At 69.1% G+C, this 13,657-nt stretch carries 14 protein-coding genes; 13 read left to right on the plus strand and 1 reads right to left on the minus strand.

Annotated features, from left to right (window positions below):
- Window positions 1–10: 10 nt before the first annotated feature.
- From FCN22_RS00635 to FCN22_RS00660, 6 genes are all read left to right on the plus strand, one after another.
- Complete coding sequence (locus FCN22_RS00635; RefSeq protein WP_137119598.1) at window positions 11–592, plus strand: single-stranded DNA-binding protein; 582 nt, start codon at window positions 11–13, stop codon at window positions 590–592.
- An 82-nt stretch (window positions 593–674) separates the two neighbouring features.
- Complete coding sequence (gene rpsR, locus FCN22_RS00640) at window positions 675–911, plus strand: 30S ribosomal protein S18 (protein ID WP_013494395.1); 237 nt, start codon at window positions 675–677, stop codon at window positions 909–911.
- 77 nt (window positions 912–988) lie between these two features.
- Window positions 989–1,438 carry a 50S ribosomal protein L9 gene (gene rplI / locus FCN22_RS00645; RefSeq protein ID WP_202911325.1) on the plus strand — a complete coding sequence of 150 codons (450 nt, stop codon included), beginning with the start codon at window positions 989–991 and terminating at the stop codon, window positions 1,436–1,438.
- Window positions 1,439–1,689: 251 nt separating this feature from the next.
- On the plus strand, window positions 1,690–2,628 hold the full coding sequence (locus tag FCN22_RS00650) for a carbohydrate ABC transporter permease (RefSeq protein WP_238384430.1): 939 nt from the start codon (window positions 1,690–1,692) through the stop codon (window positions 2,626–2,628).
- Window positions 2,625–3,512 (plus strand): carbohydrate ABC transporter permease, encoded by an 888-nt coding sequence (locus tag FCN22_RS00655; RefSeq protein ID WP_137119600.1) that lies wholly within the window; start codon window positions 2,625–2,627, stop codon window positions 3,510–3,512. The genes FCN22_RS00650 and FCN22_RS00655 overlap by 4 nt, the downstream gene beginning before the upstream one ends.
- Before the next feature lie 43 nt (window positions 3,513–3,555).
- Complete coding sequence (locus FCN22_RS00660; protein ID WP_238384431.1) at window positions 3,556–4,956, plus strand: ABC transporter substrate-binding protein; 1,401 nt, start codon at window positions 3,556–3,558, stop codon at window positions 4,954–4,956.
- A gap of 158 nt (window positions 4,957–5,114) precedes the next feature.
- On the opposite strand, the gene FCN22_RS00665 is transcribed toward FCN22_RS00660, so the two are convergent.
- On the minus strand, window positions 5,115–5,855 hold the full coding sequence (locus FCN22_RS00665) for a GntR family transcriptional regulator (protein ID WP_137119601.1): 741 nt from the start codon (window positions 5,853–5,855) through the stop codon (window positions 5,115–5,117).
- Window positions 5,856–5,984: 129 nt separating this feature from the next.
- Here FCN22_RS00665 and FCN22_RS00670 point away from each other — a divergent pair, with 129 nt between their 5' ends.
- The 7 genes from FCN22_RS00670 to FCN22_RS00700 are packed head-to-tail and all read left to right on the plus strand — an operon-like array spanning window position 5,985 to window position 13,600.
- Complete coding sequence (locus tag FCN22_RS00670; RefSeq protein ID WP_137119602.1) at window positions 5,985–6,992, plus strand: Gfo/Idh/MocA family protein; 1,008 nt, start codon at window positions 5,985–5,987, stop codon at window positions 6,990–6,992.
- Window positions 6,989–7,909 (plus strand): TIM barrel protein, encoded by a 921-nt coding sequence (locus FCN22_RS00675; protein WP_137119603.1) that lies wholly within the window; start codon window positions 6,989–6,991, stop codon window positions 7,907–7,909. The genes FCN22_RS00670 and FCN22_RS00675 overlap by 4 nt, the downstream gene beginning before the upstream one ends.
- A complete protein-coding gene (gene iolC, locus FCN22_RS00680; RefSeq protein WP_137119604.1) occupies window positions 7,909–8,880 on the plus strand; it encodes a 5-dehydro-2-deoxygluconokinase in 972 nt (323 codons plus the stop codon). The genes FCN22_RS00675 and iolC overlap by 1 nt, the downstream gene beginning before the upstream one ends.
- A complete protein-coding gene (locus FCN22_RS00685; protein WP_137119758.1) occupies window positions 8,880–9,761 on the plus strand; it encodes a Cgl0159 family (beta/alpha)8-fold protein in 882 nt (293 codons plus the stop codon). The genes iolC and FCN22_RS00685 overlap by 1 nt, the downstream gene beginning before the upstream one ends.
- A complete protein-coding gene (locus FCN22_RS00690) occupies window positions 9,758–10,750 on the plus strand; it encodes a 5-deoxy-glucuronate isomerase (protein ID WP_137119605.1) in 993 nt (330 codons plus the stop codon). Before FCN22_RS00685 ends, FCN22_RS00690 begins: the two co-directional genes overlap by 4 nt.
- On the plus strand, window positions 10,747–12,702 hold the full coding sequence (gene iolD, locus FCN22_RS00695) for a 3D-(3,5/4)-trihydroxycyclohexane-1,2-dione acylhydrolase (decyclizing) (protein WP_137119606.1): 1,956 nt from the start codon (window positions 10,747–10,749) through the stop codon (window positions 12,700–12,702). Before FCN22_RS00690 ends, iolD begins: the two co-directional genes overlap by 4 nt.
- 1 nt (window position 12,703) lies before the next feature.
- The gene (locus tag FCN22_RS00700) at window positions 12,704–13,600 is read left to right on the plus strand and encodes a TIM barrel protein (protein ID WP_137119607.1); all 897 of its coding nucleotides are present in this window, start codon (window positions 12,704–12,706) and stop codon (window positions 13,598–13,600) included.
- Window positions 13,601–13,657: the final 57 nt, after the last annotated feature.

The following is a 13,657-nucleotide window of genomic DNA, read 5'->3' on the forward strand; positions in this document are numbered from 1 at the left end:
GGGACTCGATATGGCTGGCGACACCGTCATCACGATCATCGGCAACCTCACGGCCGACCCCGAGCTGCGGTTCACCCCGTCCGGCGCGGCCGTGGCCAACTTCACCGTTGCCTCGACGCCGCGCATGTTCGACCGGCAGAGCAACGAGTGGAAGGACGGCGAGACGCTGTTCATGCGCTGCTCCATCTGGCGTGACGCGGCCGAGAACGTCGCCGAGTCGCTCCAGCGCGGCGCCCGCGTCATCGTCTCGGGGCGGCTGAAGCAGCGGTCCTACGAGAAGGACGGCCAGCAGCGGACCGTGGTCGAGATGGAGGCCGACGAGGTCGGTCCCTCCCTCAAGTACGCCACGGCCAAGGTCAACAAGACCCAGCGCGGTGGTGGCGGCGGCTTCGGCGGGCAACAGTCCGGCGGCTTCGGCGGCCAGCAGGGCCAGCAGTCCGGTGGCCAGCAGTCCGGTGGCCAGCAGTCCAGCGACCCGTGGGCCACCGGCCCCTCCGGCGGCGGCCAGAGTGCGCCGGCCCAAGGTGGTCAGCAGGGCGGCCAGCCGGGCGGCTGGGGCTCGGGTCCCTCGTATGACGAGCCGCCCTTCTAGGGGCTTCGTCAACTCCACACCAACTCAACTCGCTATCCCGAGCACCACGCTCGGGCTCTTTCCCACTAAGGAGAGCACCACGATGGCCAAGCCCGTTGTGCGCAAGCCCAAGAAGAAGGCCAACCCGCTGAAGGCGGCGAAGGTCGAGAACATCGACTACAAGGACACCGCGCTGCTGCGCAAGTTCATCTCCGACCGCGGCAAGATCCGCGCTCGCCGGGTGACCGGCGTGTCCGTCCAGGAGCAGCGGCTGATCGCCACCGCGGTCAAGAACGCCCGCGAGATGGCGCTGCTGCCCTACTCGTCCTCGGCTCGGTAATCACCCCACCAAGTTCTCCGCTCGTTCCTCGCTCCGATACTTGGCGGGGACCCCGTCGCGGACTCATTAAAGGATGCATGATGAAACTGATCCTCACTCACGAGGTGTCGGGTCTCGGCACCGCCGGTGACGTCGTCGAGGTCAAGGACGGCTACGCCCGCAACTACCTCGTCCCCCGCAGCCTCGCCACGCCGTGGACCAAGGGTGGCGAGAAGCAGGTCGCCGCGATCCAGAAGGCCCGCGAGACCCGCGCCGTCGCCACCCTCGAGGAGGCCCAGCAGATCAAGGGCGACCTCGAGGCCCGCACGGTGACGGTCGAGGCGAAGGCCGGCGCGAGCGGTCGACTCTTCGGCGCCGTGACGACGGCCGAGATCGCGGCCGCGGTCAAGGCCGCCGGCGGCCCACAGCTCGACCGCCGCAAGATCGAGGTTCCCAACCCGATCAAGACCACCGGAGCCCACCAGGTCCTGGTCCGCGTGCACCCCGAGGTGCAGGCCAAGGTCGGCCTCGAGGTCGTCGCCGGCTGAGGAAACGCACCACCGGCCGTCGCATGACGGCGGTCACGCGCCGACCCATCACGCAAGGGCGCGACACCCGGTATGCCGGGTGTCGCGCCCTCGGTGTCTGCTGGCCACACCCCCCACGTAACGATGGTGAAAATTCTCCGGCTGCGGGGTGTCGCAGGTTCACAGCGGAACCCTGATGCAGCATCATGCGTAAACATGTGGGTCATGTGTGGTGCGGCAGGCTGCCGCCGTGACGAGGGACCACGTCCCGCGTGACCCAGACGACCGTGCTGACCGAGGAAGCCAGGCCAGCAGCACCCCGCAGGTCGCGCCGCCCTCGCGGCGCCGCGGCGATGGCCATGCTCTACCTGCTGCCGGCTCTCGCGGTCTTCGGCGTCTTCATGTTCTGGCCGCTGGTCAAGTCGATCATCATCTCGATGCAGGGCACCGACATCATCGGGCGCCCCGGCGGCTTCGTCGGCCTCGAGCACTACCGGCACATGTTCTCCGACCCGGCGTTCGCCAAGGTCATCGGCGTCACCGCCGGATTCACGCTGCTGACCGTCCTGCCCAGCATCCTGATCGCCCTCGCCATCGCGCTGCTGCTGCAGGAGAGGATCCGCGGACTGCGGTTCTTCCGCTCAGCCTTCGCGCTCCCGTTCGCCTTCTCGGTGGCGACCGCGTCGGTCATCTTCGGCGTGCTCTACAACCCCGCCTCCGGCGTGATCAACGGCCTGTTGTCGTATGTCGGGATCGGCCCCTTCGGATGGTTGACCGACCCCGACATGGCGCTCATCTCGGTCTCCCTCGCAACGGTGTGGATGCAGCTCGGCTACAACCTGCTGATCCTCAGCGCCGGACTCGGGGCGATGCCCGAGGACGTCCTCGAAGCAGCCCGGCTCGACGGCGCCACCGGCCTGCGGCTGCAGCGGTCGGTCGTCATCCCCCTGATCACCCCGCAGCTGTTCTTCCTCATCGTCACGGGGACGATCCACTCGCTGCAGAGCTTCGGGCAGATCTACATCCTCACCAAGGGCGGGCCGGAGAACAACACGACGACCCTGGTCTACTCGATCTACGAGCAGGCCTTCGCCTACAACAACTCCAACTTCGGCTACGCGTCGGCGCAGGCGATGGTGCTGCTGCTGGTGGTGCTGGTGATCACCGCGATCCAGTTCGGGGTGCTCGAGCGGAGGGTGTTCTACCGATGACCACCACAGCCGCCCAGACTCCACGGACCGACCGGCCCGCGCGTCGGCGCCGTCACTCCCGCGGTGTCGGCAGGGGTGCGGGGCCCCTCACCTACGTCGGCATCATCGTGCTGTTCCTGATCGTGCTGTTCCCCGTCTACTACGGGATCATCGGCAGCTTCATGAACACCCAGGACACCAACTCCTACCCACCGGCGTTGTGGCCGAAGCACGGCATTCACCCGCAGAACTACAGCAACGCGCTCGACATCGTCCCGCTCGGCCGGCAGTACCTCAACAGCATCATGCAGACGGCTGCCATCACCATCGGTCAGGTACTGACCAGTGTGCTCGCGGCATACGCGTTCGTCTTCCTTCCCCTGCGCGCGCGCAACTTCTGGTTCGGGGTCTTTCTCGCGACGATGATGATCCCCTACGAGTCGATCATCATCCCCAACTACCTGTTCGTCACCGGACTCGGCCTCTCCGACACGATCGCCGGGCTGGCGCTGCCGTTCCTCGCCTCCGGGTTCGGGACCTTCCTGCTGCGGCAGTCGTTCCTCGCCTTCCCGACCGAGTTGCGCGACGCCGCCCGGGTGGACGGGGCGGGACACCTGCGGTTCCTGTGGTCGATCCTCACGCCGCTGTCCAAGCCGACGCTGGCCGCGCTGTCGATCTACTGCGCCCTGTCCGCGTGGAACCAGTACTTCTGGCCGCTGCTGATCACGACCCGCTCGGAGCACCAGACCATCCAGATCGGCATCGGCCAGCTGCAGTCCTCCGACACCCAGGACCCAGGCATGGTCCTCGCCGGTGTCGTGCTGGCCCTCCTGCCGACCCTGCTGCTGGTCGTCTTCGGCCAGCGGTTCATCGTGCGGGGCCTGACCGCAGGCGCCGTCAAGTGAGCGACCACCGAAGGCCGACCGGCCCAACCCCAAGGAGACAACAGTGATCCGGACACACAGCACGAGGCGCCGGCTCGGCGTGGCCCTCATCAGCGGCGCGGCCAGCGTGTCGTTGCTGCTCAGCGCCTGCGGCGGCGACGGAGGCGGCTCAGGCGACGAGGTGAGCGCCCCGCAGACCGGCGCGCTCGAGACCGGCAAGGTGCAGAAGGTCAGCTTCTGGCACTCGATGGACGGCACGAACGCCGAGGTCCTGAACAAGCTGGTCAAGGACTTCAACAAGCAGAACAAGGGCAAGATCCAGGTCGAGCCCACCTACGTGGGCAAGTACGACGACGGCATCGCCAAGTACAAGGCGTCGATCCAGTCCAAGTCGACGCCCGACCTGGTGCAGATCTACGACATCGGCACGCGGTTCATGATCGACGCCAAGCAGACGGTGCCGATGCAGCAGTTCATCGACCGCGACAAGCTCGACGTCAGCGACCTGCAGCCCAACATCACCGGCTACTACTCGATCGACGGCAAGCTGTACTCGATGCCGTTCAACACCTCGATGCCGGTGCTCTACTACAACAAGACGCTCTTCAAGAAGGCCGGGCTCGACCCCAACAAGCCGCCGACCACCCTCGCGGAGATCCGCAAGGACGCCGAGAAGCTGTCGAAGAAGAACGGTGGCCCGGCGCCGTACGGTTTCGGTGCCGCCATCTACGGCTGGCTGCTCGAGCAGTTCATCGCCACCGACAACCAGCTCTACTGCGACAACGGCAACGGCCGCGACGGCAAGGCCACCAAGGTGATGTTCGACTCGCCAGACACGGTCAAGATCGTGAGCTGGTGGCAGAAGATGGTCAAGGACGGGCTGGCCGCCAACACCGGCCGCGACACGTCCCAGGCGCAGAAGGCCTTCAGCTCGGGCCAGACCGCGATCACCTTGGAGTCCACCGGTCAGGTCGGCTCCTTCACCGAGGCCGCCAAGGCCGGCAACTTCGAGCTGGGCGTCGGCTTCTACCCCAAGCTGAAGCCGGGTGACGGCGGCCCGATCATCGGCGGCGCCTCGCTGTGGATCGACGGTGTCGGCCACAGCGACGCCGAGAAGGAGGCCTCCTGGGAGTTCGTGAAGTTCCTCGCGGAGCCCAAGAACCAGGCGATCTGGCACACCGGCACCGGCTACTTCCCGGCGTCGAAGAAGGCGCTGCAGGAGCCGATGGACGTCAAGTGGCGCAAGCAGTACCCGCAGTTCGACGTGGCCGTCAAGCAGCTCGAGCAGACCAAGCTGTCCAAGGCCACCCAGGGCTGCCTGCTCGGCGTCATGCCCCAGTCGCGCAAGCTGTCCGAGGACGGCCTGGAGAAGGCGATCAACGGCGCCGACGCGAAGAAGTCGATGACCGACGCGGCCAACGCGCTGCTGCCGGCCATCAAGCAGTACAACGAGTCCGTCAAGTAGCAGCAGGACTCACCGGGGAGACGCCCAGGTCGTACCAGGGCGTCTCCCCGTGGCGCGCCATGGCCGGCCCTCCTCAATGGTGGAGAGGGTATGGCGGAGGCGCGGCAAGGCGCGTGGTCTCGCCTCTGCATGGGGTCGCCGGCGGGGTTCCAGACGCCTCAGCGCTCGTCGACCATGAGGTCGACGGTGTAGTCCTGGGCGCGATAGCAGTGGTCGCCGAACTCGACCGCGTTGCCGCCCGCGTCGAACGCACTGCGCGTCATGGTCAGCAGCGGGTGACTGCCCCGGATCTTCAGGTGCCGGCGCTCGGTGGCCGTGGGCATCCGGGCGCCCACGCTCTGGTGGGCGACGACGGGGCGACCGCCGCGATCACGCAGCAGGGCATACAGCCCGGACGTCTCGAGGTCCTCCCGGGTGAGGTCCGAGTAGGCCGGTGGCAGCCAGTTGTGCAGGATCGCCAGGGGTGAGTCACCCGCCGAGCGGAGCCGCACGATGGACAGCAAGGGGGTGTCCGGAGGGAGGTCGAGCGCGATCGCGGCCCGCTCGTCCTCCCTGATCTCGTGCTCGAGGATCGTGGTGCGAGGGTCGCGCCCCTCTCGGGCCAGGTCGTCATACAGGCTGCTGAGCTTCAGCCGGCGGTGGACCATGCGCCCCGCCACGTGCGTCCCGACCCCGCGGCGGCGGACCAGGAGGCCCTGGTCGACGAGCTCGCGGATCGCCCGACGCACCGTGGGCCGAGACAGCTGGAGCCGGGCGCTGAGGGCGACCTCGTTCTCGAACGGGTCCCCCGGCTGGAGCGTGCCGTCGGCGACTGCGGCGCTGAGCTGTTCGGCGAGCTGGTGGTAGAGCGGCACAGGCGAGGCCCGATCGATCTGCACCGCAAGAAGCTGGGCCGACATGACCCAGAGAATACGCCAAACCGTCCTGTCATAGGGACATCAGAATGTTAGGACAAAGTATTGACAGGTGGATGGGGGTCGGCCAGAGTGATGGGGACCACGCGACGCAGCAGAGCAGGAGAATGCACCATGCGAGTCGGGTTGGCTGGAGCCGGGCGGATCGGCGCCTTCCACGCGGAGACGCTGCACGCTCTCGACGCCGTGGACGAGGTGGTGGTGACCGACGTCGACGGCGCCGCAGCCCGGCGGGTGGCCGAGTCCCAGGGGTTGGGTCTGGCCCCGGATGTCGAGACCATGCTCGCCTCCGGGATCGACGCCTTCGTGATCACCACGGGCACCCTGGGGCACGCTCCGTTGCTTCGGCAGGGCGTCGCGGCAGGCGTGCCGACGTTCTGCGAGAAGCCGGTGGCCGCCACCCTCGCGGAGACGATCGAGTTGGCTGACCTCGTGGCGACCAGCGACGTGCCGGTGCACGTGGGTTTCCAGCGGCGGTTCGACGTCGGCTACCTGCGGGCTCGGGAGGCCGTCCGGTCGGGCGAGCTCGGCTTCATCCACACGGTCCGGGCCAACACGCACGACCAGTCACCACCGCACGCCGGCTACATCCCCACCAGCGGTGGGATCTTCCGCGACTGCAACATCCACGACTTCGACATCCTGCGCTTTGTCCTGGGCGTCGAGGTCAAGTCTGTGTATGCCACCGGTGGCAACAAGGGCGAGGCCTATTTCGCCGAGGCCGGCGACGTGGACACCGGGGCCGCCGTGCTGACCCTCGAGGACGACACCATGGTGCTGGTGTCCTCGACCCGCTACAACGGCGCGGGGCACGACGTGCGCCTGGAGGTCCTGGGCGAGAAGGGTGCCATCGGAGTCGGCCTCGACGACTCGCTCGCCCTGCGCTCCGCAGAGCCAGGTGTCGACTTCCCGCGCGGACCCCAGAAGTGGTCGTTCATGGAGCGATTCCTCCCGGCCTACCGCGCCGAGCTCACCGAGTTCATCCGGCTGGCCGCAGGGGCTGTGCCCAGCCCGTGCACGGTCGCCGACGCATTGCAGGCCTTCCGCACAGCGGAGGCCTGCGAGCTGTCCCGGGCCGAACGCCGCCCCGTTGCCCTCACCGAGATCAAGAACGCACCGTGAACACACCTCTCACCGAGCGCATCGCCGCCGCCCCGATCTCCTGGGGCGTCTGTGAGGTGCCCGGCTGGGGTTACCAGCTCGGGCTCGACGCCGTCCTCACTCAGATGGGTGAGATCGGCATCACCGCAACGGAGTTCGGCCCTGACGGGTTCCTGCCCGACGCACCCGCCGACAAGGCGGCGACGCTGGAACGCTACGGTCTCGCGGCGGTGGGGCAGTTCGTGCCGGTGGTGCTGCACGAGGCGGACCACGACCCGTTGCCCCAGGTGCAGGCCGCGGTCGACGGGCTGGTCGCCGCGCACGCGGGGACACTGGTCCTCGCGGCTGCCACCGGGGCTGTCGGCTATGACGCGAGGCCGGTCCTCGACGACGCAGGATGGTCCCGGTTGCTCGGCAACCTCGACCGGATCGCCGAGTTGGCCTCGCGCCACGGCCTGACCGCCGCGCTCCACCCTCATGTCGGCACCATGGTCGAGAGCGGCGTCGAGACACAGCGGGTGCTGGACGGCTCGTCGATCGGCATCTGCCTCGACACCGGCCACCTGCTGATCGGCGGTGGCGACCCGGTCGCTCTGGCAGCCTCCCATCCCGACCGCATTCCCCACGTCCACCTCAAGGACGTCCTGCTGTCCTGGGCGCGGCGCGTCCAGGACGGTTCGGTCAGCTACACCGACGCGGTGGCCGGTGGCATGTACGTCCCGCTCGGCAAGGGGGACATCGACGTTGGCGCCATCGTCACCTCCCTGGAGAAGAGCGGGTATGCCGGGTGGTACGTCCTCGAGCAGGACACCGTGCTGCTCGAAGACCCCGCTGGGTCATCCGGGTCGTCCGGGTTGCCTAGGTCGCCTGATCCGATGGCGGACAGCCGGGCCTCCATCGCGCACCTCAAGGCGCTGGCTGAGGCGGCGACCGGCTGATGGCTCACGACCTGATCACGATGGGCCGCACCGGCGTCGACATCTACCCCGTCGACCACGGGGTGGGCCTCGAGGACGTGCGAACCTTCCGCAAGTTCCTCGGGGGCAGCGCGACCAACGTGGCGGTCGGCGCCGCCCGCTACGGCCGGGACGTCGCGCTCATCACCCGCGTCGCACCCGATCCCTTCGGCCGATACGTGCGCCAGGAGGCCGCGCGCCTCGGCGTCGACCCGGCATACATCACCAGCATCGGCGCGGACGGACCCCCGACACCGGTGACGTTCTGCGAGATCTTCCCGCCCGACAACTTCCCCCTCTACTTCTACCGCTACCCGATCGCACCCGACCTGATGATCGAGCCGGAAACCCTTCCGCTGGAAGCGATTCGCGCCGCTTCCATCTTCTGGGCCACCGTCACCGGCCTGTCCCAGGAACCGAGCCGATCCGCCCACTTCGCAGCCTGGGAGGCGCGCGGGCGACGGGAGCACACGGTGCTGGACCTCGACTACCGGCCGATGTTCTGGCCCCACCCGGACGAGGCCAGCGCCCAGGTGTCCAAGGCCCTCGAACACATCACCGTCGCGGTCGGCAACAGCGAGGAGTGCGAGGTCGCGGTCGGCGAGACGGAGCCCGAGCGTGCGGCCGACGCGTTGCTGGACCGAGGAGTTCACCTGGCCATCGTCAAGCAGGGCCCGAAGGGTGTCCTCGCGAAGACGCGCGACGAGCGGGTCGAGGTGCCACCGTTTCCCGTCGACGTGGTGAACGGCCTGGGAGCAGGTGACGCGTTCGGGGGAGCGCTCGTGCACGGGCTCCTGTCCGGCTGGGAACTGCGCCGGACCCTGGAGTTCGCCAACGTCGCCGGCGCGATCGTCGCCTCCCGGCTCGAGTGCTCCACGGCGATGCCCGACCTCGCCGAGGTCTCGCAGGTCCTCGCCGGACACGGACTGCAGCGGAGGGGAGAGGGCTCATGATGGATGCCGCGAAGATCACCGAGGTGCGCGCCCGTGAGCCCCACCGCATCACCGAGGCCTGGGCAGGCCGCAGGCGGCGACCACTCGTCGGTGACGACGGCCAACTGCTGCTGGTGGCCGCCGACCACCCGGCCCGCGGCTCCCTCGGTGTGCGCGGCAACGCGTTGGCCATGGGCAGCCGCACCGACCTGCTCGACCGGTTGGCCACCGCACTGGGTCGTCCGGGCGTGGACGGCGTCCTCGGCACGCCGGACGTCCTGGACGACCTGCTCCTGATGGGTGCGCTGGAGGGCAAGGTCGTGATCGGGTCGATGAATCGCGGTGGGCTGCAGGGTGCCTCGTTCGAGTTGGACGACCGCTTCACGGCATACACCGCCGAGGCGATCGAGGCGGCCGGTCTGGACGGAGGCAAGACGCTCACCCGCATCTGCCTCGACGATCCCGGCACCGTCTCGACGCTCGAGGCCACGGCGCACGCCGTCAACGCCCTTGCGGCGCGTGGGCTGATGGCGATGATCGAGCCGTTCCTCTCGGTGCGCACCGACGAGCGCGTGACCAACCTGCTCGACCCCGACAACACCATCAAGTCGGTCCACATCGCGAGCGGCCTCGGGGCCACCAGTGCCCACACCTGGCTGAAGCTGCCGGTCGTCGACGAGCTCGAGCGGGTCCTCGACGCCACGACGCTGCCCACGCTGTTGCTGGGTGGCGACCCCGCCGGCGACCCCGCGGACACCTACGCCGCCTGGGCGAGGGCGCTGTCGCTCCCGGCAGCGCGCGGACTGGTCGTGGGACGGGCGCTGCTCTACCCGCCCGGCGGTGACGTCGGGGCGGCGGTCGACATCGCGACCAAGCTGGTGCACACGGGAGCACGGCCGTGAGTGCCGCCGCCCGCGACAACGCCTCATGGGTGCTGCCGGCCGGGACCAGCGGGTCCGTCGGCTGGGAGGTCGAGGTCACCGATGCCCGCGAGGGCTGGCAACACACCGGTCTGCAGGTCGCCACGCTGAGCGGAGACGACTCGCGGGCGCTCGACACGGGAGAGCGGGAAGTGATCGTGGTGCCGCTGTCCGGGTCGGTGGCAGTGCGGGTCGACGATGCTGCCGGGGGGCACGAGATCGTGCTCGCAGGCCGTGAGAGCGTCTTCGCCGGAGCCACCGACGTGGCCTACGTCGGTCGTGACTCGCGGCTCGAGCTGGCCGCAGCCGGCGGTGGTCGGGCTCGCGTCGCTCTGGCGCTCGCCCAGGTCACGCCAGGTTCTGCGCCGAAGCCCCCGCGGCACCTGCCTGTTGCCGATGTCCCGATAGAGCTGCGAGGTGCAGGAGTCGCCTCGCGGGAGGTGCGCAACTTCGGTGTGCCTGCCGTGCTCGACGCGGACTCGATCATCGCCTGCGAGGTGATCACGCCGGCAGGCAACTGGTCGTCCTACCCGCCGCACAAGCACGACGAGGAGCGGCCCGGCGAGGAGACCGCACTCGAGGAGATCTACTACTTCGAGCTGCAGACCCAGCGCGGTGGCCCGAGTGACCATGCGGGCCGGCCCGGTGGAAATGGTGGTGACCACAGCGCCGGGACCACGGAGGGCAGAGCACCGCGTGCGGTTGCCTACCACCGGGTCTACGGGACCGCCGACCGGCCGATCGACGTGCTGGCTGAGGTGCGCAGCGGCGACGTCGTGCTCGTCCCGCACGGCTGGCACGGGCCCTCGATGGCACCGCCGGGCTACGACCTCTACTACCTCAACGTGATGGCCGGCCCCGGCGCCGAGCGCGCGTGGCTGATCTGCGACGACCCCGCGCACGGCTGGGTCCGTGACACCTGGACGTCCCAACAGGTCGACCCGAGACTGCCGTTCGGGGGGACTCGATGACCGGCCCCGGCACCGTGCGGCTCACCGTCGCCCAGGCCACGGTGCGCTTCCTCGCGGCCCAGTGGTCCGAACGCGACGGGGAACGCCAGCGTCTCTTCGCCGGTGCCTTCGGCATCTTCGGCCACGGCAACGTCGCGGGGATCGGGCAGGCGCTCCTGCAGCAGGAGCTCGCGGCCGGCGGGCACCCCGAGCTGCCCTACGTCCTCGCCCGCAACGAGCAGGCGATGGTGCACAGCGCGGTCGCCTACGCGCGACAGAAGGACCGGTTGCAGACCTGGGCCTGCACGGCCTCCATCGGCCCGGGCTCCACCAACATGCTGACCGGTGCGGCGCTTGCCACGGTCAACCGGATCCCCGTGCTGCTGCTCCCGTCCGACACCTTCGCCACGCGCGTCTCGGCGCCGGTGCTGCAGGAGCTGGAGACGACGTATGGCGGGGACGTCACCGTCAACGACGCGTTCCGTCCGCTCTCGCGCCACTTCGACCGGGTCGTCCGGCCGGAGCAGCTCCCGTCGGCGCTCTTGTCGGCCATGCGGGTGCTCACGGATCCTGTCGAGTCCGGCGCGGTCACCCTCGCTCTGCCCCAGGATGTGCAGGCCGAGGCGCATGACTGGCCCGTCGAGCTGTTCACCGAGCGCACCTGGCACGTCGCACGGCCGCCTGCGGAACGGGCCCGCATCGACGAGGCGGCGGAGATCGTCCGCACCGCCCGGCGCCCGATGATCGTGGCCGGTGGCGGAGTCCACTACTCACGGGCCGAGGCGGCCCTGGCGCAGTTGGTGGACGCGACCGGGATCCCGGTCGGTGAGAGCCAGGCAGGCAAGGGATCGCTCCCCCACGGCCACCCTCAGCAGCTGGGAGCGGTCGGTTCGACCGGCACCACCGCTGCCAACGCGATCGCCGCCCGCGCCGACGTGGTAATCGGGGTGGGGACCCGCTACGCCGATTTCACGACCGCGTCGCGAACGGTCTTCCAGGACGAGGGAGTCCGCTTCGTCAACCTCAACATCGCGGACTTCGACGCGGCCAAGCACGCTGGCCTCACCGTCGTCGGCGACGCGCGCGAAGCCCTCACGGAACTCACCGCAGCCCTGGACGGATACGTCGTCGACCCGGCATACCGGCAGGAGCAGGCGTCGCTCTGGCAGGAGTGGGACGAGCAGGTGGAGCGGGCCTACCACCCGTCCGATGAGGTCACCGACGCGCTCGCGCCCGGCCTGCTGACCCAGGGCGAGGTCATCGGTGTCATCAACGAGCACAGCGATCCTCGCGACGTCGTCTTGTGTGCGGCCGGTTCGATGCCCGGCGACCTGCACAAGCTGTGGCGGGTGCGGGACCGCAAGGGTTACCACGTCGAATACGGATACTCCTGCATGGGATACGAGGTCCCGGCCGCGCTGGGGATCCGACTGTCCGACGAGTCGCGCGACGTCTTCGCCATGGTCGGCGACGGTGGCTACCTGATGATGCCCACCGAGCTCGTGACCGCCGTGCAGGAGCGGGTCAAGGTCATCGTGGTCCTGGTCCAGAACCACGGCTTCCACTCGATCGGTTCCCTGTCGGAGTCGTTGGGGTCGCAGCGGTTCGGGACGCAGTACCGCTTCCGCACCGATGACGGGCGGCTCGACGGGGACCACCTGCCGGTCGACCTGGCCGCCAACGCCCGCAGCCTCGGCGCCCACGTCATCGAGGTGCACTCCCGCAAGGAGCTGGAGGATGCCGTCGCCGAGGCCAAGGCGGCGCCGCCGGACGGCGGGCCGGTCGTCATCCACGTCGAGACCGATCCGCTGGTCTACGCTCCTGATTCGAAGGCCTGGTGGGACGTGCCCGTCAGCCAGGTGTCCGAGCTCGACTCCACCCGGGACGCCTATGTCGAATATGCCGAGCACAAGGCCAGTCAGCGTGGCTACCTGCGGCCCACGGACAGCAAGGACCCCGGAGGGGGAGTCTGAGATGACGACACCGGCCTTCATCGGCACCGCCCCGGACAGCTGGGGCGTCTGGTATGCGGACGACCCGTTGCAGACGCCGTGGCAGCGTTTCCTCGACGAGGCCGTCGAGGCCGGCTACATGCGGATCGAGCTCGGGCCCTATGGCTACCTGCCCACCGAGCCCGAGCGACTGCGCGACGAGCTCGGACGACGCGGGTTGACCATGACCGCCGGCACGATCTTCGAGCACCTGCACCGGACCGAGTCTTGGCACTCGACCTGGGCAGCCGTCGCGGCCGCCGCTCGGCTCACCGCGGCGATGGGCGCCGAGCACCTCGTGGTCATCCCCGACTTCTGGCGCGACCCGGCCACCGGTGACGTGATCGAGGAGGCGACGCTCAGCGATCGCGAGTGGGCGTCATACGCGCAGCAGATGAATCGGCTGGCAGGCGCCATCCGGGACGAGTTCGGGCTGCAGATCCAGTTCCACCCGCACGCCGACAGCCACGTCGACACCCAACCTCACATCGAGCGGTTCCTCGCCGAGACCGACCCCGACCTGGTGAGCCTCTGCCTCGACACCGGCCACGTGTCCTACTGCGGCGGGGACAACCTGGAGCTCATCCGTAGCCACCCCGACCGGATCGGCTACGTGCACCTCAAGCAGATCGACCCGGCCGTGGTGGAGCGCGTGCACGCCGACGGCATCGGCTTCGGTGAGGCAGTGCGCCTCGGTGCGATGTGCGAGCCCCCGCGCGGCATACCCGACCTGGGGGCCGTCCTCGAGGCGGTGGCCGATCTCGACCGTGAGGTCGTCGCCATCGTCGAGCAGGACATGTATCCCTGCGAGCCTGACCAGCCCCTCCCGATCGCGACCCGAACACTCAAGACGCTCCAGGCTTGTGGGCCACTCCGATGACGCAACTCAACCCATCCCCTCCAGTGACATCGCCGCTCACGGCGGTGCCTGTATCGA

Origin of the sequence: Segeticoccus rhizosphaerae (assembly GCF_005222685.1) — a bacterium.
GTDB classification, from domain to species: Bacteria; Actinomycetota; Actinomycetes; order Actinomycetales; family Dermatophilaceae; genus Segeticoccus; species Segeticoccus rhizosphaerae.